Raw genomic sequence first — 24483 nt, 5'->3', positions numbered from 1 at the left:
CCCCGGTTGTTTTTTGTTCGGGGGGCCCTCCCCTGGTTACATTCCCCCCCGCCCGCCCCCCCCCCCAACCCCCCCCCCCCCCCCCCCCCCGGGGGGGGGGGGGGGGGGGGGCCCCCCCCCCGCCGGGCGGTGTGAGTTGCGGACCTCAGCTTCCGGCGCAGCTCACCGTGGTGCCACTGCCGTTGCCGGTGCCCTGGAACCCGAAGCTGGTGGCCTGACCTGCGGCCAGTCGTCCGTTGTAGCTCTGGTTCGCGACGGTGATGGTCCCACTGGTGCCGCTGCTGACCCCGTTCCACAGCGAGCTGACCGCCGCCCCGCTCGGCAGGGTGACGGTGACCCGCCAGCCGGTAAGCGCGGCGCTCCCCGCGGTGACGCTGACGTTTGCGACGAAGCCGCCGTTCCACTGGTCCTGGACCGCGAAGACCGCGGTGCAGCCGGGGGTGCCGGTGGGCGGTGGGGTGGTCGGCGGCGGCGTGGTCGGCGGGGGCGTGGTGGGCGGCGTGCCGTCGTCGAGCGTCAGGCTCTTCTGTTGGACGCTCCACTGGGTGCGGCACAGACCGCAGTCGGTGCCGACGAAGTTGCGACCGGCGGTGGTGTCGCCCTTCAACCGCCACTTGAAGTAGAGGGTCGCGACGCGGCCGAACTCGCCGCCGTTGGTCTGGTCGTAGGTGCCACCATGACCGACGTTCAGGTTGCCCATGAAGGCGGGCAGGCCGGCGGGCAGCTTGCCCCAGTCGTCGATCGCGTTCGGGTATGCGATGTCGCTCGGGCCGCCGACGAAGTAGGCGATCGGCTTGGTCAGTCGGCGGAGCTGGTAGTCGTCGGCGTCGTTCAGCAGGCCACTGCTGAAGATGCCGGTCGTCGTGACGCGCGGGTCGTTCGAGACGGCGTACGCCTCCAGGCCCCCACAGGAGAAGCCCGCGACCGCGACCTTGCTCGTGTCGATCTTGTTGTAGTACTTGCTGCCCTGCCGGGAGTTCTCCGCGGTCGCCCAGTCGATGGACTGGGTGAGCATCTGGGAGTTGGTGGAGCCGGAGGCGTTCGGGCCGCCGTTGGCGATGGCGAGGAAGCCGTGGGAGGCGATCTCGCGGAGGAAGTTGCCCTGGGAGAGCCCGTTGGCCGAGCAGCCACCGTTGCCCCACACGACGATCGGGAGGCGCTCGGACGGGAGGGTCTGGGGCCTGAAGATGGTGTGGTTGGCCAGGGTCGCCGAGGTTTCGTAGTCGGCGGGGTAGGGGCCGGAGCCGCCGATGGCGGCGGACGCCGGTGTCCCGCTCAGCGCCATGATCACGGAGGTGACCGGGACGATGGCGGCTGCCAGCCCCGCGTAGATCTTGGTTCGCCTTCTCATTGATCCTCCAGGAACAGTCACGGTGGCGCTCCCTGCGGCGGCGGGTGTGTCACTCGCGCCCCGACGAGAGGTGGTCAGCGCCGGCCACGGGTTCGGTCCACGTGAACGCGTCGCGGCCGGCGCGGCGGCCGTGCCCCCGGTCGCCGCTGCCCACTCATTCAGCGCCGGTGACCGCCCGGCCGCGGTCCCCACAGGCGCTCCGATGAGAGCTGTATGCAGTTACTATCACTGCCGCAACGAAAGGTGTCAATGTGTGGCTGGCTCTGGCCGGCCGCGACGTCGTCAGTTCGCGATTGGGCCGCTGCCGTGCCTCCCGCCGGTCGGCTCCGGCCGCGAAAGATCCCTCGACGCCTGGAAGTGGGTGATCCACGAGGCGGCCTCCGGCCAGTGCGGCGTCGCCACCTCGACGAGCCGCGCCTGAGCGAGCGAGCCGAGCGTGCGGTGGATGTCCAGGAAGATCTCTCTGGCCTGCTGGCGGGGCCACGGAGTCGGTAGCAGGTGGGGCGGCAGGTCCGGGTCGATGTCCGCGAACTTCCGCCAGGAATCCATGGCCGAGGTCCGGGCCACCAACGCCCGGGCCGCGTCCACCTCCCCGTTGCGCGCGGCTGCCCGCAACGCCGTGTGTCGCTCGATGAAGCGCGAGTACGCGGAGGCGAGCCCGGTCAGGTCGTACGCGGAGGCGGGGCCGTGGGGCCCGGTCTCATCGTCGAACCGGGCGAGCAGAACCGACCACCGGGCACCCTCGACGGGGTGCAGCAACTCGCGTAGCGCCTCCCGCGCCGGCGCGGCGTCGGACCCCGGCCGGATCCACACGCTGTCGTACAGGCCCACGAAGCCCAGTGCGGTCAACGACCTGCGGAGCGCGTGCCGGGACGCCTGGCCGGAGTTCGGGATGGAGAAGGAGGCCAGCACCCATTCGCCGGTCCAGGGCGCCGGGTGGGAGCCGAAGGTCAGGAAATGCCGCATCCGGGAGCGATGCTTTGCGATCGCCTGCGGGGTGAGGTGGTAGACCGGCGACCGCCCCCTCCTCCGTGTCGCGATGAGACCGCGCTTGACCAGCCGGGACAGCGCGGCGCGGGCACTGGACTCGCTGATCCCGAACTCCCGCAGGATCGCGATGATCGCGGTCGACGGCAGGTCGGCGTCCGAGGAGTCGAGGTACTCGCCGAGCACCGTCGCCAGGAGGTGTTGCGGGCTGGACCCGCTCTGGGCCCGAGGTGTTCGGACGTCGTCGACGGGCTCGCGGGCGCTCACCTCACCAGACTGCCTCACCACGACACGCGCGGCCTCGTCAGGCGAGGTGGGGTGAGGCGCCACCGAGGGCGCGGGGGAGCACTATCGTGCTGGCGTGCACATCCGTTTCGACGTCCCCGCCGATCCCGCGTACCCGGGCCGGGTGGCCGCCGCGCTCGGCAGCGTCCGACTGCGCAGATTCGGCTATATCGGAGCTGCCCTCACGGTGGTCGGGGTGGTCGGCCTCGTCGTCTCGCGGGGGTTCGGGTGGGGCGAGCGGAGTGCGCCGCTGTGGACGGCACTTGTCGTGGCCGGGGTGCTGTCGATGCTGTACCGGCCGTGGGTGCTGGCGCGCGCCCGACGCCGCTCCGGTGACTACGCCGTCGAGGGCGCCTACGACATCACCGACGACAACATCATGATGCGCAGCGGCTCGGAGTCCGGCGGCATCGCCTGGGACGGGGTCGCCCAGGTGCGGGACGTCCAGGACTTCTGGGTCGTGTACGTCGGACGGATGCCGGCGACCGTGATCCCGCGCTGGCTGATGTCCGCCGAGGAGGCCGAGACGTTGCGCGCGCACATGGCCGAACGGGGACTGCTGCGGTGAGTTCGGACCTATCCTCGACGGCATGCGTTATGTCCGAATAGTCGCCGTCGGTCCGACGGCTCACCGGAGGCTGTCATGAGCAGCAAGGATCGACCCGATGGCATCAGCCCCACCGCGGTGGAGTCGGCACCGGGGCTGTGGCGGATCGATCTGCAACGGCACGACCTCAGCATCCCCGGGCGGGAGGTCATCCAGACCCGGGTGGAGTTCACGCCGGACTCGCCGCCGTTCAAGCACTTCCACCCCGGTGAGGAGATCATCTGCGTCCTCCAGGGGGCGCTGGAATACAGCCTCGACGGTCAGCCGCCGGTGGTGTGCCGGACCGGGGACGCCCTCACCGTGCCCTACGGCGTGCACCACCAGGCCCGCAACGTCGGCGACGGTGTCGCAGTCGAACTGGCCACGTACGTCGTCGAGAAGGGGAAACCGCTTCTCACCAAGGTGGAGTGACCCCCCCACGGCCGGTCATCGATCACCGCCGTCTGCGCGAGCGGCGCGCGCACGACATCGTCGGCAACCCGGGTGTGGTACGCACCCTGCTGTCCGGGGTGCGCGGTCAGCGGCGGCGACGCGACTCATAAGGTGAGCGGATGTCGGTCAAGCAGGTTCAAGTGACATTCGACTGCGCCGAGCCGGTGAGCGTCGGCCGTTTCTGGTGTGAGGTGTTGGGGTACGTCCCGCCGCCGGCCCCGGAAGGGTTCGCCTCCTGGGAGGACGTCAACTCCGAGCAGGGTTCGTGGTTCGCGTGCAGCGACCCGTCGGGGGTGGGCCCGCGCCTGTACTTCCAGCGGGTGCCCGAGGGCAAGGTCGTCAAGAACCGGGTGCACCTCGACGTGCGGGTCGGCACCGGGCTGGTGGGCGAGGAGCGCCTGGCCGCCCTCGAGGCCGAATGCGCGCGGCTGATCCCGCTCGGCGCGGTACGCGGGCAGTTGTTGCTCGCCGACGGCGAGAACGAGTCGTGCCTCAACATGCAGGACGTCGAGGGCAACGAGTTCTGTCTCGACTAGCGCCGCCCGCCGCGCGTCTGCTGAGCGCGGTCGAGTCTGGGTGGGGGGCCGGGCGGGTCGCCCGGCCCCCCACATTCGGGCTCGCTCAGCCCAGGTACTTCTCCCACGGGCCGGTGATGGCCAGGGTGAGGCCCGGGTCCTGCATGTTGACGAAGAGCACCTTGCCGTCCGCGCTGAAGGTCGGGCCGCAGAACTCCGAGTCGTTGAGCTGGTTGCGGGCGATCGCGTAGGTGGGCCCACCCGGGATCGTGCTGAGCACGTGGGAGGCACCCGAGCCGTCCTCGGCGAGCACCAGGCTTCCCCACGGGGTGACCGTGACGTTGTCCGGGCCGTCGAAGGTGATGTCGGTGTACTTGACCGGCGTGCCCTCCTCGGACTGGGTCTGGTGCGGGAAGTACGTCACCAGTTGGATGGTCTGGTCCTTGAAGTGGTAGAACCAGACCATGCCGTCGTGCGGAGCGGCGTCCGCCGGCAGGTCACCCTCGTCCCAGGCGTACGAGTTGACCACGTACACGCCCTCGTCGGTGGCCCACACGCCCTCGAACTTGCGTCCGCGGGTGACCTGCCCGTCGGCGAACTGCTCACGCACGGGCGTCGTGCGGGCGTCGCGGTCCGGCACCTCGATCCACCGGACCGGGAAGGGCCGGCCGAGCTGGGCGGAGGTCAGGTAGGCGACGTCCGGCAGCACCGAACCGTCGTCCATGATGATCTGCATCGCGGCGAGGACACCGGCGTTCGGCGCGAGGCGGGTGAGCACGCCCGGGCCCAGCTTCACGCCGTGCGGCGCGGTCCACCGGTAGAAGAGGCCGTTGGGCTCGTCGGCGTCCTCGGACAGGTAGACCCGGGTACGGTCCTTGTCGACGGCCACGGCCTCGTGGGAGTAGCGGCCCAGGCACTTGATCGGCTTCGGGTCGGCGCTGCCGTCGGCCCACACCTCGAAGACGTAGCCGTGGTCCTTCTGGTAGACGCCGGACCGGCCGCCCTCTTCCCACGTGTCGCCGGCCCGGTCCTCGGCCTCCTCGCAGGTGAGCCAGGTGCCCCAGGGGGTCGGTCCGCCGGCGCAGTTGGAGATGGTGCCGGACAGCGCCACGAACTCGCCGAGGTTGCGGCCCGCGAGGTCGGTCTTGATCACGGTGCAACCGCCGGCGTCGACGGCGCCCGCGTCGTAGACCGTTCCCTTGACGTGCGGCACGCCGAACTCGGCGCCCGGGTCGATCTCGTGGTTCTGGATCAGGGTGTACCGGCCGTGCCCGGCGTCGTAGACGGCCATGCCGTCGTGGTCCGACGGGGTGGTGCCCTGACCGCGGTCGAGCCGGGTGACCCCGGTCCGGGTGACCACCGTGTAGCGGAAGCCCCTGGGCAGGGCCAGGATCCCCTTGGGGTCGTCCACGAGCGGGGGGAAGGGCACGGTGCCGGGCCTCACCGGCGGGTGCGGGCGGGCCGGGCTGGCCTGGGCCAGGGACGGCAGGCCGCCCGCGACGGCGATGCCGACACCGGCGGCGGCGCCGCTGGCGAGGAAGGTACGACGAGAGGAAGGCACGCGAATCAACTCCTGGTCAGGACATGTGCGACGACCCGCAGCCAACTCCCTCGGACGGACAGCGACACGTCAGCCGTGGGATCGGGCGGTGACATCGAAGTGAAGAGTCGGCTTCGCGCACACGTCGCCGGGCCGGCCGGGTGCCGGTGGCGGCCGTTCACCCGTTTGTGGCGGCCGTACGCCGGGCACACACAATCGTGGCGATCGGACGAGTCCCGCAGGTCCTGCTGATCCAGGGGGCCGGTGCCGGTGTGCACGACGAATGGGACGACAAGCTCGTCGACAGCTTGCGCCGTGAGCTCGGGGACGCGTACGAGATCCACTACCCGCGCATGCCCGACGAGGGCGACCCGAGCCACGCCGCCTGGAGTGCGGCCATCCGGCGCGAGGTCGCGGCCCTGGACGACGGGGTGGTCGTCGTGGGCCACTCGGTGGGCGGGACGATCCTCGTCCACACGCTCGCCGAACGGCCACCGGAACGGACGCTCGGCGCGATCGTGCTGGTCGCCGCCCCGTTCGTCGGGGTCGGAGGTTGGGCGAACGACGAGTTCGGGTTGCCGCCCGACCTCGGCGCGAGGCTGCCGCGCGGCGTGCCGGTGCACGTGTTCCACGGGCTCCAGGACGACACCGCGCCGCCGGCGCACGCCGAACGGTACGCCGCGGTCGTCCCGCAGGCGCACCTGCACCGGCTGCCCGGGCGCGACCACCAGCTGAACGACGATCTGAGTGAGGTGGCGACGGTGATCCGGCGCGAAGGACCGGCCCGCCATCCCGGTCTGCCGTGAGCGGTATACCGCAGAGGTATGAATATGACTCTGCGGTATACCGCTCCCGACCGCGTCCGCCCCGACGGCGGTGACCGTCGGTCACCGCCCGCGGCGGTCAGCTACGCGGGGTCCATCGCTGGTTGGCGCCGCCGTTGCAGGCCCAGAGAATGAGTTTGGTGCCATTTGCGGTGGCGGCGGCATTGGCGTCGAGGCACAGCCCGGACTGGACGCCGGTGACGGTGCCGTTGGAGTTGAGGTTCCATTGTTGGTTGGTGCCGCCGTGGCAGTCCCAGATGATGGCCTGGGTGCCATTGGTGTTGCCCTGGCCGTTGGCGTCGAGGCATTTGTTGCCGTACACCTGGAGTTGTTTTGCGGCGGTGTAGGTCCAGCGCTGCGCGGTGCTGGTGCTGACGCAGTCCCAGAGTTGGGCCTGGGTGCCGTTGGTGGTGGTGCCGTTCGGCACGTCGACGCAGCGGTTGGACTGGGCGCCCACGAGCTGGACGTTCTGCTGCGGGTTGCCGCCGGCGGCCGGGGCGTAGGCGGCGGCGTTGATGTTGGCCTGGACGGCGTTCTCGGTGGCCGCCGTCGGGTAGCCGGAGGTCAGTACGCCCTCGAAGAAGGTGCCGCGGCCGGTGATGCTGTTGTCGCCGCCGATGCCGAGCAGGATGGCCCCCTCTTTCTTCATCGGGTGGTAGCCGTTGGGGCGCGGCCCGTCGAAGTAGGTCGTCAGGCTGCCTGACTGGGCGTTCCCACCGCGGATCGCCCAGTGGTTCGGCTCACCCTTGACCATGGCCGTGACGAAGCGGTGGTTGATGGACGCGATGTTGTTGTAACCGGCGTTCACTCCGGAGAACAGCCCCCACTCGAGGTCGGCCATGATCCAGGGGCCGGCCCCGGCGCCGTAGCCCCACTGCTTGTTGGCGCCGAAGTAGACGGTCTCCATGATCGCGCGTTCGTCGGCGAGACTGTTGGTCTGCGCGTTGCCGTAGTCGAAGCAGCACCACTGGTTGTAGTGCGTGCCGTCGACGACCGCGTAGATGCCCTCGGGCTGGTCGCCGGTCGCGACACCGTTGGTGTTGTTGTTGCGGTAGCCGGTGCCGGGGGCGATGTAGACGCCGTACGCCTTCTGGCCGCCGACGGTGACCGGCGCCGCCTTCGCGTCGGCGAGGTTGTCCCAACCGCCCGGCGCGGGCCCGGCGAAGCCGCCCGGGGGCGCCTGGGTGAGGCGGTTGTTGCGGCCGGACTGGTCGTAGATGATCGTGATGACGCAGCTCGTGTTGGCGCAGAACGAGTCCTGGGTGGCGGCGTTCGCGTAGCCCCCTTCGGCAAGCACGCCGACGTCGCGGGTGGTGTTGTCCGACGAGCGTCGGACCTGGTAGAGCGGGCCGTTGTACGCGCCGTACAGCGCGCGGGTGGTGCTGTGCGCTGCGACGCACGGCGTGCCCCCGGCGGCGTAGATGTCGCACGGCCCGGTGCCGGCGGCGTGCGCCACGCCGGGCGCGTCCGCGACCACGTAGACGCCGACGCCGACGACCAGGGCCAGCAGGGTTGCGGCGGCGGCAAGCGCGCGACCCATCGTCCTCTTCACATTCATCGGATCCTTTCCAGTACATGGTGGGGGTGAGGTGCGGCGGTGCGATTGACGTCACACGTCATACCTGTGAGATTAATAGGCATCAATCCCGATGCGCTAGTTGGCACGGTTGGTCATCGATCGACGAGCCTGAGGACGGATATGCTGGTCGGCGGAGCAAGGTGCGTCCCCGTGTCGGGGCAAGAATCGATTCGAGGGCGACTGATGAACATCGGGGAGATCGCTCGCCGGGCGGGGGTGTCCCGCAGCACCGTTTCCTACGTGCTCAGCGGAAAACGCAGCGTCTCCGAGGCGACCCGCCAACGGATCCAGTCGGTCATCGACGAGTTGGACTACCGGCCGAACGCCAGCGCCCGTGCGCTGAAGGAGGGGCGCACCCGCACCCTCGGGCTGGTCATCCCTCCGGCCAGCCAGCGGTTGACCGACATGCAGTTGGGCTTCGTGGCGAGCGTCGTCGAGGCGGCCGCCCGCCACGACCTCGACGTGCTGTTGTCCCCCTCCGGTGGCGACCATGACCGGTCGTTCGAGCGGATCGTCACCGGGCGTCGGGTGGACGGCGTGGTCCTGATGGAGATCCGGTTGGCGGACGACCGGGTGACTCGGCTGACCAGGGCCGGGCTGCCGTTCGTCACGATCGGTCGGACCGCCGAGCCGCACGGGATGAGCTGGATCGACATCGACTACGCCGGGCTGATCGCCAGGTGCGTGCACCACCTGGCCGACCTGGGGCACCGGCACGTGGCCCTGGTGAACAGGTCCGCCGAGTTGGTCGCCGCCGGGTACGGTCCCAGCCACCGCGCGCTCGCCGGCTTCCGTACGGCGGCGCTGGAGCGGGGTCTGGCCGGCGTGGAGGTCTGCAGCGGCGACGACACGGCCTCCGGCGAGGCGTGCATGGAGCAGTTGCTCGCGACGCACCCGGAGGTCACCGCGGTGGCCACCATCAACGAGGCCGCACTGCCCGGGATGCAGCGCGCGCTGACCGGCGCCGGGTTGTCCGTGCCCCGCGACTTCTCCGTCAGCGGGGTCGCCGCGCAGCACTGGGCGGAGGACTTCCGCCCGCCGTTGACCGCCGCCGACGTGCCGATGGTCGAGATGGGCGCCGAGGCGGTGTCCCTGCTGCTGGAGATCATCGCGGCTCCTGGTGCGGTGCCCCGACACCGCCTGTACAGCCCGCCCATCTCGTTGCGGTCCAGCACCGGCCCGGTCCGAGCCCGCTGAGCCGCGCAGTGGCGCCTCCGCGGGTGCAGAGCAAACCCGACTACCCGCCCCTGACCCTCCGTTCCTCCTGCGCGGCGGCGAGGATGAGATAGCTGCTGGCGGTCCAGGTGTAGGCGCGGTCCCGCAGCCCGGTGCCGGTCTCGGCGTCGAAGTTCTCCGCGAAGCCGGACTTCTCGCACAGCGCGAGGAACCGCCGACTGATGTCGTCGGCGATCCGGGTCTGTCCGGCCCGGCGCAGGCCGTCCTCGACAAGCACGGTGGAGGGGGCCCAGATCGGGCCACGCCAGTAGCCGTCGGCGAGGTAGTGGGCCGAGTCCGTCGGTTCGGTGGCCAGCCCGTGGGTGGTCAGGTGGGTTTCGACGCCTCGCGCCAGCGTCGCGGCGACCGGGGGCGGCAGGTCGGCCCCGAGCACGACGGGCATCAGGTCGAGCAGGCTGCGGCTCGTCCGCAGGCGTCCGCTGTGCGGGTCACGGGCGTGGAAGCGTCCGCCGTCCCACAGGTCGCGCAGCATGGCCCCGTGGATCCGGTCGGCCTCCCGGGACCAGCGGCCAGCGGGCTCGCCCAACTCGGTGGCGAGGTCGGCGAGGCAGCGGAGCTGCGAGACCAGGAACGCGGCGAGGTCGGCCGTCTCGAGGACCTGGTTGTCGTCGAAGGTGGTGGCGTTGTCCCAGCCGCTGTCGTTGCCGTGCTGGTAGTGCGGCAGGTCGTGGCCGGGCGCGCGCCGCGCGTCCAGCCAGAATCCGGTCCAGCGGGCAAGCCGCTCGTACGTCTGCGCCAGCTCCGCCCGGCTCGGCTGCTGGGGAAGTCGTCGGCGCAGGTGACGCAGGGCCCAGCCATGGATGGGGGGCTTGACGTAGTTGTGCAGGACCTCGGAGTGGGTGACCGAGTCGGGGAGGGCTCCGGCCTCGTCCTGGTGGTCGAAGGGAAGCTGGAACTGGTGCCAGGCCAGCTCCGGCTCCCCGGCCGCCAGGGCGATCGCGTTGAAGCAGTGGTCCCAGCTCCAGACCTTGTCCATCCAGTGCTTGGACATCAGGACGGCCGGCCGGGTGACGAAACCCGCCGGGGCGACCGTGGCCGACCACAGGACGTACGCGGCCAGCTCGGCGGCCGGGGTCTCCGCGCCACGCCAGGGCGCGATCGCGTCGACGAACGCGGTGAACTCGGCGACCCGATCATGGCGGAGCTGCTCGAAGGTGGCGGTTGCGGCGTACGGGCGGCGTGCGGTGGCGTACTCCTCGATGGCGATCTCCCACGGCTGGTCGCCGGAAAGGTCGAGGGACCGGTCGGCGCTGCCGAGCGCCTGCGTGCCCTCGGTGCGGGGCAGAGCGCCGGAGACCACCGTCACCCGGTAACGGCGACCGGTCTCGTACGAGGTGAACACGTGGGACCCGTCGACCGGGTCGCCGTACAGGTAGGTGCCGCTGAACGGGGTGAGGGTGGGCGCGGCCGCCGCCACCCGCAGACCGAGTCGGTGGCCCCGGATCCGCAGGGTGTCCGGCCCGTCGTAGACGGCCTCGATCCGGTCGTCGCCGTTACGCCAGGTCAGCAGCGCGGGCGTGGCGGTGACGGTGCTGCCGGCGACGGTGGGGGCGAGACGCAGTACGGGGTGCAGCCCGGTCTGGTGGGAGACCAGGTGCAGATCGTCGGCGTACGTCTTCTCGGCTACCACCGGGGAGATGTTGAACCAGGATCCGCGGTAGCTGAACGGAATGTCCTGGATGGGGAACTCCGGACCGGACGGGGCGACGGTCATGGGTGGCGGGTGCCTTTCTGTGGTGCGGGTGGTCGTTCCTCGACCGCCGCGGAGGTCAGTCCTTGACGGCGCCGGCGGTCACGCCCATCGAGACGTAGCGCTGGGCCAGGACCAGCAGCACGGCGGCGGGGATCGAGGCGACGACGGCGGTGGCCATGATGGCGTTCCACTGCTGGTTGTTGTTGCCGATGTACTGGTAGATGCCGAGGGTGATCGGTTGGTGGTCGCCGCCGCCGGCCAGGGTCGAGGCGAAGATGAAGTCCGACCAGGACCAGAGGAACGCGAAGAGCGACACCGTGACGATCGAGTTGCGGCTGACCGGCAGCACCACCGACCAGAAGGTCCGCAGCCGACCGGCGCCGTCGACCACGGCGGCCTGGAGCAGCTCGTCGGGAATGCCGGACATGAAGGCCGTGAAGATCAGGACGCCGAACGGCACCGCGAGCGTGGTGTCGGCCAGGATCAGGCCGGGCAGCGTGTTCAGGACGCCGAGGGTGAGGAAGATGGCGTAGAAGCCCATCGCCATGATGATTCCCGGGATCATCTGGGCGATCAGCAGCACGAAACTCAACGCCGGACCGCCGGGCGGCCGGAGCTTGGCCAGCGCGTAGCCGGCGGGGGCGGCGAGTGCCACGGTCAGCGCCACCGTGCCGAGGCCGACCAGGAAGCTGGTGCCGAGGTACGGCAGTTGCTGGTCGAGCACCGCCCGGTAGCCGTCCAGGGTGCCGTTGGTGGGGAACAGGTGTGGGGGACTGGCCCGCATGTCCTGGTCCCGGGTGAAGGACACGTTGATCATCCAGTAGACGGGGAAGAGCATCAGCCCGGTGAGCACCAGGCCGACGCTGGTCTTCCACCAGGCCCGCGGCGTGGAGGTGGTCATCGCAGCTGCTGCCTCCGCTCGATTCGGATGTAGACGAGCCCGGCGATCAGGGCCATCACGATGAGCAGGTTGCCGACGGCCGCGCCCGGCCCGAACTCGGGCAGCAGGTTGCCGAAGCCGAGCCGGTACGACCAGGTGGCGAGCGTCGCGGACGAGCTGGTCGGCCCGCCCTTGGTCATGATCCAGATGATGTCGAAGACCTTCAGCGTGTAGATCAACCCGAGCAGCAGCGTGATCGCGGAGACGGGGCGCAGCAACGGGAAGGTGATCCCCCAGAACCGTTGCCATCCGGTCGCGCCGTCGAGGGCGGACGCCTCGTACACCTCGGTCGGGATCGCCTGTAGACCGCTGTAGAGCACCACCAGGTTGAACGGGATGCCGATCCAGATGTTCGCGATGATCACCGAGGTGAGCGACCAGCCCGGCGAGGTGAGCCAGTTGACCGGGTCGACGCCCACCACTCCGAGTGCGGAGTTGACCAGACCCGAGTCACTGTTGAGCAGCCACGACCAGGTCGACGCCGAGACGATCAACGGCAGCAGCCACGGTACGAGGAACAACGCCCGCAGGGTGCGCGACAGCGGGAAGTGCTGGTGGAAGAAGAGTGCCAGGGCCATGCCGATGGTGAACTGGAAGGCGAGCGACGCGCCGGTGAACACCACCGTGTGCGTCAGCGTCGACACGAAGGCCGGATCGGTCAGCACCGTCCGGTAGTTGTCCAGACCGGCGAAGGGTGCCCCGCCCTGCACGAACGAGCGGACGGTGTACTCCCGCAGGCTCAACTCGACGTTGCGGTAGAGCGGGTAGGCGTAGAAGGCCGCCAGGTAGACGGTCACGGGTGCCAGGAAGCCCCAGGCCATCCACCGGCTGGGTCGGCGGGCACGGGACGGGGGAGGCCCGGGTGGGGCGGCGGTCGCCGCCCCACCCTGCTCTCGTACGGGGGTGGAGGTCTCGGTCGTGGAGGGCATGGTGTCGGTTCGGTCGCTTACCTGTTCGCGGCGGCGCTCTGCGCGGCGGTCAGTGCCTCCTGTGGCGACTTCCCGCCGCTGAGGGCCGACTGCACGGCGGTCCACAGCGCTTCGGAGATCTTCGGGTACTTCGTGCCGAGGTTGTCACCGGTGCGGCCCTTGGCGGCCCGGACCGCCTCCACCCAGACCTTGAGCTTGGGGTCCGCGGTCGCCTGTCGCTCCTGAACGGCGGCGACGGGTGCGACGTAGGACAGCGTGGTGTCCGTGGTGAGGAGGTTGTCGGCATTGGTCAGGCAGGTGACGAGCTTCTGCGACGTCTCGTACCGGCCGGTCTTCTTCTGCACCGGAATGGAGACGAACTCACCGCCGGTGGGCGCCGGGGCGGGCCCGCCGGCGGTGGCCGGGATGGCGATCGTGCCGTACGGGAAGCCGAGCTTCTCCGCGTTTGCCAGTTGCCAGGTGCCGTTCTCCGCGAAGGCGTAGTCGCCGGTGGCGAACTCCTGCCAGCTCGTGGTCTGGGTGTTGTTGATGACGGAGTTCGGGGCGTGGCCCTGCTTGAGCCAGTCGGTCCACAGCGTCAGCGCGGACACCGCCTGCGGCGAGTCCAGGCTTGTCAGTTGGGCACCCGACCCCCAGAACCAGGGCAGGAACTGGAAGCTGCCTTCCTCGGTGCCGATGGCGGAGAAGGTGATGCCCTTCTTGCCCTTGGCCTTGACCTTGGTCAGCGCCGAGTTGAGCGACGCCCAGTCCTGCACGGTGGCGGGATCGACACCGGCGGCGGTGAGGACTTCCTTGTTGTAGTAGAGCGCGAGGGTGTTCGCCCCGATCGGCACCCCGTAGGTCTTGCCGTCGCTCTGACCGGCGCCGAGCAGGTTCTTCTCCATGGCCGAGACGTCGAGCTTGTTGTCGTCGGTGGTGGTGAGCGCGCCGGCCTCGGCCAGGGTCGAGATGACCGGGTTGTCGACGATCAGCACGTCCGGAGAATTTCCCTGCTGAGCGGCGAGCAGGGCCTTGTTGGTCAGGTCGGTGGTGTCGTAACCGGTGCGCTCGACCGTCACGCCGGCGGAGGTGCCGCACTTCTTGAGCAGCGCCACCCACTCGGAGTCGTCGGCGAACTGCGGGTACGGGTCCCAGACGAGGTAGGAGCCCCCGTCTGCGGGTTCGTCGGCGGACGACGAGCAGGCACTGCCTGCCACTGCGGCGAGAGCTATCACGGCGACGGCTGCCAGACGCCGTCGACGACTGAGTCCGGTCATGTGGTGCCTCACTTCAAATCGATCGTCAGGTGGGGTGTGTGCGTGTGATCGTCGTGCGCTGGACCAGTCCAGCCATGAGGCGAACCGATTCGACGAATCGGTTCGCCCGAAGATAGGTCTGGCCGCGCCCGGGGGTCAAGAGCCAGTTGCCAGTGCCGGGAGGATCGCTGGGCAACACGGCCGTTACCGGGTGGTCACTTCATTGACATCGTTCAGTCTCCGGTCCTACGATCCGTGCGAATCGATTCGCAAGCGCTGCCCTCCGGAGAGCGTCCCCCGCGCCCCACCAAGGAGCCGCCCGTGAAAACCCCGTCCCGCAGCAGGTCAGGACGAGCGCGTGTGTTCGTGGCCCGACTCGTCGTCGGCCTGCTCGCCGCCGCTGCCGCCGTGACCGTCGTCGCGTCCCCCGCCCAGGCGGCCGACGAGTCGATAAGCGTCAACTTCGCCACGGACAACGGCACGCCGACCTACCGCGCATCCGGCTGGATCTACGGCATGACCGAGAACGCCAGTGGCCCGGCCGACCACTTCTACCGAGACGTCAAGTTCCAGTTCATGCGTGCCGGTGGCGCACAGCTTCCAGGCAGCGGCTGGGTCGGCGGCACCTACGACCGCCGGTGGAACTCCACACTCGCCCAGGCGCGGCGGACCACCGCCCTCGGCGGCAAGTTCATCATCCTGCCGCACGACCTGTGGGGTGCCGACGGCGCCGGAATCTCCCGCTTCCCCGGCGACAACGGCAACTGGACCGACTACGACAACTTCCTGACCAGGCTCATCAACGACGTCCGGGCGTCCGGGCTGACCGTGCAGTGGGACATCTGGAACGAACCCAACATCACCATCTTCTGGAACCGCCCGATCTCCCAGTACCTCGAACTGTGGCGCCGCACCTACCAGCGCCTCCGGGTGGAGTTCCCCAACCAGCTCATCGTCGGGCCGAGCTGTGCCTGCGTCCCGTCGACGAACCACGCCTTCTGGAACCAGTACCTGGACTTCGTCCGCTCGACGAACACCGTGCCGGACATCATCAGTTGGCACTCGCTGCCGGGCGACCCGGTCGCGAACGTCAACGCCGCGAACGCCACCCTGGACCCCCGTGGCATCGCCCATCCGCGGCCGTACCAGATCAACGAGTACGGCGCGCCCGACGAGCAGAACCCGGCCGACGGCGCCTGGTACATCGCACGTCTGGAACGGGCCAAGGCCGACGGCCTGCGGGCGAACTGGGCCAGCGGCGGCAGCCTGCACAACGACCTCGGCAACCTGCTGATCCGCAACTCGGCCGGCCAGCACCAGCCCAAGGGCGAGTGGTGGAACTACCGCTTCTACGCCTCCCAGACCGGGCAGAACGTCGGGGTGACCCAGAGCCAGTCGTACGACGCGTACGCCACCAAGGCGACCGGCTCGGCGAAGGTGCTGGTCGGCGGTGGTCGGACCACCGGGAACCTGACCGTCAACCTGCAACGCCTGGACACCACGAGCGGCATCGTGGAGAACAACCAGGTCCGGGTCCTCACCCAACGCATCCCGCACAACGGTGGTGGCGCGGTGCCGGGGCCGATCACGGTCTCCAACAGCGTGGTCGGCGTGTCAAACACCAACGCCACGGTGACTTTGCCGTACACCAACCAGAACGACACCTACGCCGTCACCCTGCTGCCTCCGTCGGATGGTGGCTTCCAGTCGGTGGCGGTGGCCCAGCACTCCCAGCAGTGCCTCAACAACACCGGCCTGAGCACCGCCGACGGCAACGGCCAACAGCAGAACTACTGCGACGGCGGCGACCAGCAGCTCTGGAACTTCCGCCCGGTCGCGGGGGTGGCCAACACCTACACGGTGGTCAACCAGCAGAGCGGCAAGTGCCTCGAGGTCAGCGGTTCGTCCACCGCCGACGGTGCCGCCGTGAGCCAGCGGACCTGCCTGAACGGCTCGAACCAGCAGTTCACCCTCCGCAGGGTGACCTACTCGGGCAACGACTCGCACGACTACCAGTTGGTCGCCCGACACAGCGGCAAGTGTGTGGACGTCAACGGCGTCTCCACGGCGGCTGGCGCAACTGTCCTCCAGTGGACCTGCAAGGCGGTCAACCAGAACAGCTCGTTGAACCAGACCTGGCGGCTCCTGGGGCGGTAGGCCCTCCCGGGGGAGGTGGTGCGCTGGTTGTCTGCCCAGCGGCCAGCGCACCGCCCCGGCGACGCATTCATTGACATGAATAAAACAAAGGTCCTACCATTCGCAACGATTCACCATCGCCACCACCCGCCCGTGGCGCGTCGACGATCTTCCGCGCTTCCACGACTCCGAGGAGCCACCTCGTGCGAACCCCGTCCCGCAGTGGGTCCGGAACAGCCCGCGACCTCATCCCGAGACGCCAACGCGTCCGACGTCTGACCCTCCTGGCCGGTGCGCTGGCCGGGGTGCTCGTCGTCGTCGGCATCGGCGTCGGCACCACCCCCGCCAGTTCGCCCTTCGCCGCCGGGGCCGCCGCGGCGGCCACCATCCAGCCCGGGCAGAGCACCCCGATCGTCGGCACGCCGTCCGGCCGCTGCCTGGAGGTGCCCAACTCCAGCACCACGAACGGCACCCAGACGCAACTCTGGGACTGCGGCGGCAGCGCCGGCCAGACCTGGACGTGGACGTCGAGCAGGCAACTGCAGGTGTACGGCAACAAGTGCCTGGACGCCTCCGGTCGAGGCACCACCAACGGCACCCAGGCGATCATCTGGGACTGCAACGGCCAGAACAACCAGCAGTGGAACGTCAACAGCAACGGCACCATCACTGGCGTGCAGTCCGGGCTCTGCCTCGACGCCAACGCGGCCGCCACCGCGAACGGCACCAAGATCATCCTGTGGGCCTGCAACGGCGGCGCCAACCAGCAGTGGAGCTCGCCGACCACCACCACCCCGCCGCCGACGACCACCCCGCCGACCGGCGCGCGCCCGTGCGACATCTACGCCTCCGGCGGCACCCCGTGCGTCGCGGCGCACAGCACCACGCGGGCGCTCTACGAGGCGTACGCCGGCAACCTCTACCAGGTGCGGCGTTCGTCGGACAACACGACCCGCAACATCGGGCTCACGGGCACCGGCGGCACCGCGAACGCGGCGACCCAGGACTCGTTCTGCTCCGGTACGACCTGCGTGATCACCGTCGTCTTCGACCAGTCCGGGCGTGGTAACGACCTCTGGTACCAGGGCTCCAGCGTGGTTCCCGGCTCGCCGCAGAGCAGGCCGGCGACCGCCACGTCGGAGTCGCTGACCGTGGGTGGCGCCAAGGCGTACTCGCTCTACATCAACCCGGGCAACAGCTACTGGCGCGACGGACACCTCACCGGCGTACCGACCGGCGCGGCGCCCGAGGGCATGTACATGGTCACCAGCGGCACCCACGTCAACAGCGGCTGCTGCTTCGACTACGGCAACAGCGAGACGACCCGCAAGGCCGACGCCGCCGGTGCGATGGACGCCATCAACTTCAGCAAGCAGTGCTGGTTCGGCGGCTGCTCCGGCAGCGGCCCGTGGGTGCAGGCGGACCTGGAGTGGGGCCTCTTCCCCGGCGGCAGCAGCTCCTGGAACCCGAACCAGCGCGCGTTCACCAGCAAGTTCGTCACCGCGACGCTGAAGAACAACGGCACTACCCGCTTCGCCATCAAGGGCAGCGACGCGCAGGCCGGCAGCCTCTACACGCTGTACGACGGCTCGCTTCCGAACGGGTACAGCCCGATGAAGAAGCAGGGCGCGATCATCCTGGGCAGTGGCGGTGACTGCTGCAAGCCCGACGGCGGCGCGAACCTGAGCGCCGGCACCTTCTACGAGGGGGCGATGGTCGCCGGCTACCCGTCCGACGCGACCGAGAACGCCGTGCAGGCAAGTGTGGTGAGCGCCGGTTACCGCTGATCCTGGCAGGGCCCGAACGGGTCGTGCGCCGGTCACCACGAGGTGGTGACCGGCGCACGCGCGCGTGGGTGTCGCCCCGGGTTCAGGCGACCGTGCAGGACGCGCCGTTGAGGGTGAACGAGGACGGTCGGGCGTTGTTACCGGTGTGGCTGGCCTGGAAGCCGAAGCTCACCGAGCCGTTGGCGGGGATCTGGCCGTTGTAGGCGACGTTGCGGGCCGTCACCTGCCCCGAGTTGGGCGAGTAGGTGGCGTTCCAGCCCGAGGTGATGGTCTGCCCACTCGGCAGGGTGAAGACCAGGGACCAGCCGTTGACGGCGCTGGTGGCGGTGTTCGTGACGGTGATGTTCTCGGTCAGGCCGGTGTTCCAGGCGTTGATGGCGACCGTCACCCGGCAGCCGCCGGAGGTCGGCGGCGGCGTGGTCGGCGGCGGGGTCGTCGGGGGCGGGGTCGTCGGGGGCGGGGTGGTCGGCGGCGTCGTGGGGTTGCTCAGTCCGAAGAACGCGATCGCGGCCGCGGCCATCCCGCCGGACGGCAGGCTGTGCCCGGCCCCCTGGATGCTGTACGCCTCGACCTGGACCGTGCCGCTGCTGTCCGCGTACCGGCGACGGTTCCAGTTGGCCTGGGGCGTGTCGGTGGAGGTGGGTGTCTGGCTCAGCCCGAACACGTTCGTCCACTGCTCGATCGTCTCCTGCAGCAGCGAGTACGGCACGAGCGTGTCGTTGGTGCCGTGCCACAACTGCACTCGCGGCCGGGGGCCGGAGTAGCCGGGGTACGCCTGGCGCACCGCGTCGCCCCACTGTTGCGGCGTGCGGTTCATGTTCCCGCCGGTGCACTGGCTGCTGCCGGGCGGGTAGTCCGCCGCGTTGGCGAAGCAGTTGTACGGCACACCCATGAAGGCGGCGCCGGCCTTGAACACGTCGGGGTAGAGGGCCAGCATGTGGTTGGTCATCATGCCCCCGGACGAACTGCCGGTGGCGTAGACCCGGTCCGGGTCGGCCGAGTACTGCTGTTGCACGTACCGGATCATCGAGATGATCGACACCGGGTCGCTGCCCCCACCGCGGCGTTTGGCGGCGTCCGACCAGGTGTCGAAGCAGTTGCCGAAGCCGGCCTGCTGGGTCGCGGACGGGTAGATCACGATGTATCCGTAGCGGTCGGCCTGGCTGGCGAACTCGCTCCCGGAGTAGAAGCCGGGGCCGGACCCGCCGCAGCCGTGCATGGCCACCACGACGGCCGGCCGGGCCGGGCGGTTGTCCGGCACGTAGACGTGCATGCGCATCCGGCCCGGGTTGTCGCCGAAGCTCGTCACCTCGGTGAGTGACGCCGCGTACGCGGGCCCGACCGTGGGGGCCACCAGGCCGGCGGCCACCAGCGCCCCGGCCAGGGCGAAGAGCAGTTTCCTTCTGATTTTCACCGCACGACTCCTTCGATTGCCTGTGCAGGTTGGATTGGCCGTGCGGTCAGGTCGCGGGTCTGCCCGACTCCCGCGGTGATCGCACGATGCCCGCTACCTGTGGCTCGCCCAGCCCGGCTTCGGATGGCGTCGCGTGGCAATTAGTGTTCCCCCCGGACCAACAAGTGTCAATCGAACATTCTCTATTTGCGGCGGGCCGCAGCCGTCCGTCTACAGTCGTCGTACCGTCCCCGAGGAGCACGGAGCGCCTGTGGCAAGCCTCTTCGACATCGATGAGATCTATCCGGACGACGCCGACCACCCCCTCCGGCTGCCCCGCCGGCAGGTCGGCAACTCACCGCAGGGGGTCGCGGTGACCCTGTTGGCCGACTACACGCTGCGGACCCGGGTCGCACTCCCGTCCGCCGCCATCGTCGCGTTGCTCGGGGAGACCGGTGTGACGACGGCCGGAGCGCGGACCGCGATCAGCCGGCTGGCCCGCCGGGGCGTGTTGGAGGGCAGTCGGCTGGGGCGACGCAGCTCCTACCGGCTCAGTCGCCCCGCGGCCGCCAACCTCTCCGCCGGTGGGCACTGGATCCTCGCCTCCACCAGCTCGACGGCGCGGTGGGACGGATGCTGGACGATCGTCGCCTTCTCGCTGCCACAGGACCGGAGCACGCAGCGCCGGGCGCTGCGGGCGCAGCTCCGGTGGCTCGGTTACGCGCCGCTCTACGACGGGCTGTGGATCTCGCCGCAGGAGTTGACGCCCGCCGCTCGGGCCCACCTGGACCGGCTCACCCTCGGCGCCGTGACGGTGTTCCGGGGGCAGCAGACCGCACTCGCCTCGACCATCCACCGGGCGCCGATCGAAGCCTGGGACATCGACGCGATCAGCCGGAGCTACGACGCGTTCCTGCGACGGTGGACGCCGCTGCTGCCCGAGGTGGTCTCCGGGCAGATCGACGGCGCCGCCGCGGTACGAGCCCGGACCGAGGTCATGGACACCTTCCGGCGCTTCCCCGTCCTCGATCCGCAGTTGCCCGTGGAGCTGCTGCCGCGGGAGTGGCTCCGTCGTCCGGCGCGGGAGTTGTTCGCGGCCGTCTACGACGGCCTCGCCGCACCCGCCGAGCGACATGTCCGGGCGGTGGTCGAGCGGTTCGCCGACGCCGCGCAGCCCGGCATCGAGGCGCACACCACCGCTGACCTCGTCGCCGGCATACGCGCCGACGTGGAGCAGGCGCAGGCGTCCCCGAGCAGCTCGGTCACCGGCGGCCCCTGAGCCGCTGTCGACAGCGGCCGGTCGACGACTGTGAGCGATAACAGGGTCGCCCTCTGGTGCGGTCCCGCTGACGCGGTGGGAGGGCAATCACCCTGGCCGCGCAGCGGCTGAACCCGGTTGTTCAGGGCGTTCGTTACTTGGCGAAAAGCGGCGTTCCGGGAGATCGGCGTGAACGGCCCGTTACGTCTTGACGAACGGCATGTTATCGCTCACTCTCGATATAGAGAACGATCGCTGTCTCGGCTCACCGGGCGAGCCGTACGGATCGTCGCACCGATCACGACGTCCGCAAGGGCATGCGGACGTCACCTCGGGACCGGCAATCGCCGGCGACAGCCCTCTCGGACTGTGCGCGCTGATGGTGGGCGGCCAGCATGACCGCCCCGATCAGCTGTTCCGAGCGAAGTGGCACATCACCACCACCGATGCAACCACTGAAAAGGAACGCCATGAAACCCATGAGAACGATGCTGGCGGCGGCGACCATGGCCGTCGCCCTCACCACCGGCATGACGGTGGCGCTGACCCCCGCATCCGGTGCCGGCACCACCCTGAAGGCGGCCGCCGCCGAGAAGGGCCGCTACTTCGGCGCGGCTGTCGCCGTCAACAAGCTCTCGACGAGCGCCTACACGACCATCCTGAACCGTGAGTTCAACAGTGTCGTGGCCGAGAACGAGATGAAGTGGAGCTCGACCGAGCCGCAGCAGAACACCTTCACCTACTCCAGCGGTGACCGCCTGGTCAGCCACGCCCAGGCCAACGGCATGAGCGTGCGGGGCCACACCCTGTTGTGGCACGCGCAGCAGCCGGGCTGGGCGCAGGGCATGTCGGGCAGCGCGCTGCGCAACGCGATGATCAACCACGTCACCCAGGTCGCCACCCACTACCGGGGGAAGATCTACGCCTGGGACGTGGTCAACGAGGCGTTCGCCGACGGTGGTTCGGGTGGGCGTCGTGACTCGAACATGCAGCGCACCGGCAACGACTGGATCGAGGCGGCGTTCCGGGCGGCGCGGGCTGCGGATCCGGGTGCGAAGTTGTGTTACAACGACTACAACACCGACGGGGTCAACGCGAAGTCGACGGGGATCTACAACATGGTGCGGGACTTCAAGTCCCGTGGCGTGCCGATCGACTGCGTGGGCTTCCAGTCGCACCTGGGCACGTCGTTGGCCAGTGACTACCAGGCCAACCTGCAGCGCTTCGCCGACCTCGGCGTGGACGTGCAGATCACCGAACTGGACGTGATGACCGGCGGCAACCAGGCCAACATCTACGGCGCCGTCACCCGCGCCTGCCTGGCCGTCGCGCGCTGCACCGGCATCACCACCTGGGGTGTGCGGGACTGCGACTCGTGGCGTGGCTCGGACAATGCGTTGCTGTTCGACTGCAACGGCAACAAGAAGGCCGCGTACACCGCCGTCCTCGACGCCCTCAACGGCGGCTCGACCCCGCCCACCACGCCCCCGCCGGGCTCCGGGGTGGACACCAGCGCCTGGTACGTGTTGCTGAACCGCAACAGCGGCAAGGCGTTGGACGTGTATGCCTCGGCCACCAACGACGGGGCACGGATCAGCCAGTGGACGCGCAACAACGGCGTCAACCAGCAGTGGCAGTTCGTGGACTCCGGGAGTGGCTACTACCGGGTCAAGGCCCGCAACTCCAGCAAGGTGCTCGACGTCAGCGGCTTCTCCACCGCCGACGGCGGCGCGATCGTGCAGTGGTCCGACCTCAACGGCACGAACCAGCAGTTCCGACTCGCGAATTCGACTGACGGCTACGTGCGGCTGATCAACCGCAACAGCAACAAGGCGGTCGAGGTGCAGGGCTCGTCCACCGCCGACGGCGGGAACATCGTCCAGTACGCGGACTGGGGCGGCACCAACCAGCAGTGGCAACTGGTCCGGATCGGCTAGCAGTCACCGTCGACCTGGGGAGAGCGAGCTGCCGGCCGCTCGGGATCCGGCCGGCGCTCGCCCAGGCGAGGCGTGCACAGTGGTGGCCCGCCCCCGCCCAGGGGCGGGCCACCACGACCGCACCGGTGCCGCCGTCGGCGCTCGCGTGAATCGATGCCAATCGTTTGACGTATGACGTTTGAACCGCTAATTTTCACCCGCGGGCCACCCCGCCACCGGGAGCCGGGACGTCGCACCGCGCGTACCGGCGCGGTCTACCGGGAAGCCCGGTCGTGGCACCCCCGTGGACGTACGCCGCTGGCCGAAGGTCGCCCGCACCACACCCCCCACACGTGCTGACGCCACCACCAGGACGCCGGCACGCACCCCAGGGCACGCGCGGAGTTCCGCCCGTGGGTGACCCCGATCGAAGGAGTGGACCATGAAAGCCCTCGGTGAGGCTCGTCCCGCCTCTCGACAGAGACGTCGCTGGCGGTCAGGGTTGGCCGCGGCGGCGGCCGCGGTCATGGCGGCCGGCACACTCGTCGCGGTCAACGCGGCGCCGGCGGCGGCGGCGACCGTGGACACCAACGCCTGGTACACCCTGGTCAACCGGAACAGCGGCAAGGCGTTGGACCTGTACGCCTCGGCCACCAACGACGGCGCACGGATCAGCCAGTGGACGCGCAACAACGGCGTCAACCAGCAGTGGCAGTTCGTGGACTCCGGGAGTGGTTACTACCGGGTCAAGTCGCGGCACTCGGGCAAGGTGCTCGACGTCAGCGGCTTCTCCACCGCCGACGGCGGCGCGATCGTGCAGTGGTCCGACCTCAACGGGACGAACCAGCAGTTCCGGCTTGCCGACTCGGATGGTGGCTACGTACGGCTGATCAACCGCAACAGCAACAAGGCGGTCGAGGTGCAGGGCTCGTCCACCGCCGACGGCGGGAACATCGTCCAGTACGCGGACTGGGGCGGCACCAACCAGCAGTGGCAACTCGTTCCCGTCGACGGCGGCAGCAACCCACCACCGTCGGGTGGTAGCGGGTGCGGCAAGGCGCCGACGCTGGCCAGCGGCACGCACACCATCCAGAGCAACGGCAAGAGCCGGACCTTCATCCTGCGGGTGCCCACCAACTACAACAACAGCAACCCCTACCGGCTGATCTTCGCCTTCCACTGGCGGGGCGGCACCATGCAGGAGATCTCCTCCGGCGGCACCAGCGGGACCGCGTGGTCCTACTACGGGCAGCAGGAGCAGTCGAACAACAGCGCGATCCTGGTGGCGCCTCAGGGATTCGGTAACGGCTGGGGCAACTCCGGCGGCGAGGACATCACCTTCGTCGACGACATGATCAGCCGGATCGAGAGCAGCCTCTGCGTCAACCCGAGGCAGCGGTTCGCGCTCGGTTTCAGCTGGGGTGGCGGCATGAGCTACGCCGTCGCCTGCGCGCGGGCCACCGTCTTCCGGGCCGTCGCGGTCATCTCCGGCGCGCAGATCAGCGGCTGCAGCGGCGGTACGCAGCCGATCGCGTACTTCGGGCTGCACGGCATCACGGACAACGTCCTGAACATCTCCCAGGGCAGGGCGCTGCGGGACACGTTCGTCCGGAACAACGGCTGCACCGCGCAGAGCCCGCGTGAGCCGGCCGGCGGCAGCCGCACCCACATCACCACGGTCTACTCCGGGTGCAGGTCCGGGTATCCGGTGCAGTGGGCCGCGTACGACAACGGTCACATGCCCGGCCCGGTGGACGGCACCTACGCCGAGAGCGGCGTCACGACCTGGACCAAGGGTGAGATCTGGCGCTTCTTCGCCCAGTTCTCCTGACCTGTCCGG

20 protein-coding genes are annotated in these 24483 nt (G+C 69.6%); 11 read left to right on the top strand and 9 right to left on the bottom strand.

All coding sequences use genetic code 11. The annotated features are described in order from the left end of the window. Positions 1-145 precede the first annotated feature (145 nt). Positions 146-1351, bottom strand: coding sequence for a cellulose binding domain-containing protein (locus tag AB0C15_RS28860; protein ID WP_357357165.1), 1206 nt, complete (start codon positions 1349-1351; stop codon positions 146-148). Between the two features lie 282 nt (positions 1352-1633). Next, positions 1634-2605, bottom strand: coding sequence for a PaaX family transcriptional regulator C-terminal domain-containing protein (locus AB0C15_RS28855; protein WP_357357163.1), 972 nt, complete (start codon positions 2603-2605; stop codon positions 1634-1636). Positions 2606-2699: 94 nt separating this feature from the next. Between AB0C15_RS28855 and AB0C15_RS28850 the strand changes: the two genes are divergently transcribed. The 4 genes from AB0C15_RS28850 to AB0C15_RS28835 all read left to right on the top strand — a co-directional run bounded on the left by AB0C15_RS28850 (position 2700) and on the right by AB0C15_RS28835 (position 4198). After that, positions 2700-3191 (top strand): YcxB family protein, encoded by a 492-nt coding sequence (locus tag AB0C15_RS28850; RefSeq protein ID WP_357357161.1) that lies wholly within the window; start codon positions 2700-2702, stop codon positions 3189-3191. A gap of 75 nt (positions 3192-3266) precedes the next feature. After that, on the top strand, positions 3267-3641 hold the full coding sequence (locus AB0C15_RS28845; protein WP_357357159.1) for a cupin domain-containing protein: 375 nt from the start codon (positions 3267-3269) through the stop codon (positions 3639-3641). Further along, the gene (locus tag AB0C15_RS28840) at positions 3638-3772 is read left to right on the top strand and encodes a hypothetical protein (RefSeq protein WP_357357157.1); all 135 of its coding nucleotides are present in this window, start codon (positions 3638-3640) and stop codon (positions 3770-3772) included. The genes AB0C15_RS28845 and AB0C15_RS28840 overlap by 4 nt, the downstream gene beginning before the upstream one ends. Before the next feature lie 9 nt (positions 3773-3781). Continuing rightward, positions 3782-4198 carry a VOC family protein gene (locus tag AB0C15_RS28835; protein WP_357357155.1) on the top strand — a complete coding sequence of 139 codons (417 nt, stop codon included), beginning with the start codon at positions 3782-3784 and terminating at the stop codon, positions 4196-4198. 85 nt (positions 4199-4283) lie between these two features. Here AB0C15_RS28835 and AB0C15_RS28830 read toward each other — a convergent pair whose 3' ends face one another. Continuing rightward, a complete protein-coding gene (locus tag AB0C15_RS28830) occupies positions 4284-5738 on the bottom strand; it encodes an alkaline phosphatase PhoX (RefSeq protein WP_357357153.1) in 1455 nt (484 codons plus the stop codon). A gap of 197 nt (positions 5739-5935) precedes the next feature. Here AB0C15_RS28830 and AB0C15_RS28825 point away from each other — a divergent pair, with 197 nt between their 5' ends. Beyond that, positions 5936-6523, top strand: a complete 588-nt coding sequence (locus tag AB0C15_RS28825) for an alpha/beta fold hydrolase (protein ID WP_357357151.1) — start codon at positions 5936-5938, stop codon at positions 6521-6523. A gap of 97 nt (positions 6524-6620) precedes the next feature. On the opposite strand, the gene AB0C15_RS28820 is transcribed toward AB0C15_RS28825, so the two are convergent. Then, complete coding sequence (locus AB0C15_RS28820; RefSeq protein ID WP_357357149.1) at positions 6621-8099, bottom strand: arabinofuranosidase catalytic domain-containing protein; 1479 nt, start codon at positions 8097-8099, stop codon at positions 6621-6623. A 204-nt stretch (positions 8100-8303) separates the two neighbouring features. On the opposite strand from AB0C15_RS28820, the gene AB0C15_RS28815 reads away from it, so the two are divergent. Next, positions 8304-9317, top strand: a complete 1014-nt coding sequence (locus tag AB0C15_RS28815) for a LacI family DNA-binding transcriptional regulator (RefSeq protein WP_357357147.1) — start codon at positions 8304-8306, stop codon at positions 9315-9317. Positions 9318-9357: 40 nt separating this feature from the next. Here AB0C15_RS28815 and AB0C15_RS28810 read toward each other — a convergent pair whose 3' ends face one another. From AB0C15_RS28810 to AB0C15_RS28795, 4 genes are all read right to left on the bottom strand, one after another. Continuing rightward, positions 9358-11070 carry a trehalase family glycosidase gene (locus AB0C15_RS28810; protein ID WP_357357145.1) on the bottom strand — a complete coding sequence of 571 codons (1713 nt, stop codon included), beginning with the start codon at positions 11068-11070 and terminating at the stop codon, positions 9358-9360. A gap of 55 nt (positions 11071-11125) precedes the next feature. Then, positions 11126-11950 (bottom strand): carbohydrate ABC transporter permease, encoded by an 825-nt coding sequence (locus tag AB0C15_RS28805; protein ID WP_357357143.1) that lies wholly within the window; start codon positions 11948-11950, stop codon positions 11126-11128. Continuing rightward, entirely contained in the window at positions 11947-12810 is an 864-nt protein-coding gene (locus AB0C15_RS28800) for a sugar ABC transporter permease (RefSeq protein ID WP_357357169.1), read from the bottom strand. The genes AB0C15_RS28805 and AB0C15_RS28800 overlap by 4 nt, the downstream gene beginning before the upstream one ends. Positions 12811-12935: 125 nt before the next feature. Next, positions 12936-14174 carry an extracellular solute-binding protein gene (locus tag AB0C15_RS28795; RefSeq protein WP_357357142.1) on the bottom strand — a complete coding sequence of 413 codons (1239 nt, stop codon included), beginning with the start codon at positions 14172-14174 and terminating at the stop codon, positions 12936-12938. 300 nt (positions 14175-14474) lie between these two features. Between AB0C15_RS28795 and AB0C15_RS28790 the strand changes: the two genes are divergently transcribed. Continuing rightward, positions 14475-16310 (top strand): RICIN domain-containing protein, encoded by a 1836-nt coding sequence (locus tag AB0C15_RS28790; protein ID WP_357357139.1) that lies wholly within the window; start codon positions 14475-14477, stop codon positions 16308-16310. A gap of 182 nt (positions 16311-16492) precedes the next feature. Continuing rightward, complete coding sequence (locus tag AB0C15_RS28785) at positions 16493-18076, top strand: arabinofuranosidase catalytic domain-containing protein (protein WP_357357137.1); 1584 nt, start codon at positions 16493-16495, stop codon at positions 18074-18076. 82 nt (positions 18077-18158) lie between these two features. Here the strand turns inward: AB0C15_RS28785 and AB0C15_RS28780 are convergent, their stop codons facing one another. Continuing rightward, positions 18159-19490, bottom strand: a complete 1332-nt coding sequence (locus tag AB0C15_RS28780) for a PHB depolymerase family esterase (RefSeq protein WP_357357135.1) — start codon at positions 19488-19490, stop codon at positions 18159-18161. Between the two features lie 250 nt (positions 19491-19740). On the opposite strand from AB0C15_RS28780, the gene AB0C15_RS28775 reads away from it, so the two are divergent. The 3 genes from AB0C15_RS28775 to AB0C15_RS28765 all read left to right on the top strand — a co-directional run bounded on the left by AB0C15_RS28775 (position 19741) and on the right by AB0C15_RS28765 (position 24474). Continuing rightward, a complete protein-coding gene (locus tag AB0C15_RS28775; protein ID WP_357357133.1) occupies positions 19741-20748 on the top strand; it encodes a PaaX family transcriptional regulator C-terminal domain-containing protein in 1008 nt (335 codons plus the stop codon). Positions 20749-21197: 449 nt separating this feature from the next. Continuing rightward, positions 21198-22664: an endo-1,4-beta-xylanase gene (locus tag AB0C15_RS28770; RefSeq protein ID WP_357357131.1), complete on the top strand. Its 1467-nt coding sequence runs from the start codon at positions 21198-21200 to the stop codon at positions 22662-22664. Positions 22665-23085: 421 nt separating this feature from the next. Continuing rightward, positions 23086-24474 (top strand): RICIN domain-containing protein, encoded by a 1389-nt coding sequence (locus tag AB0C15_RS28765; protein WP_357357129.1) that lies wholly within the window; start codon positions 23086-23088, stop codon positions 24472-24474. Positions 24475-24483: the final 9 nt, after the last annotated feature.

This window comes from Micromonospora sp. NPDC048835 (assembly GCF_040649995.1).
In the GTDB taxonomy this organism is placed as follows: domain Bacteria; phylum Actinomycetota; class Actinomycetes; order Mycobacteriales; family Micromonosporaceae; genus Micromonospora.
Note: the sequence above shows the minus strand (reverse complement) of the source record. Positions and strands in the feature narration are given on the sequence as shown.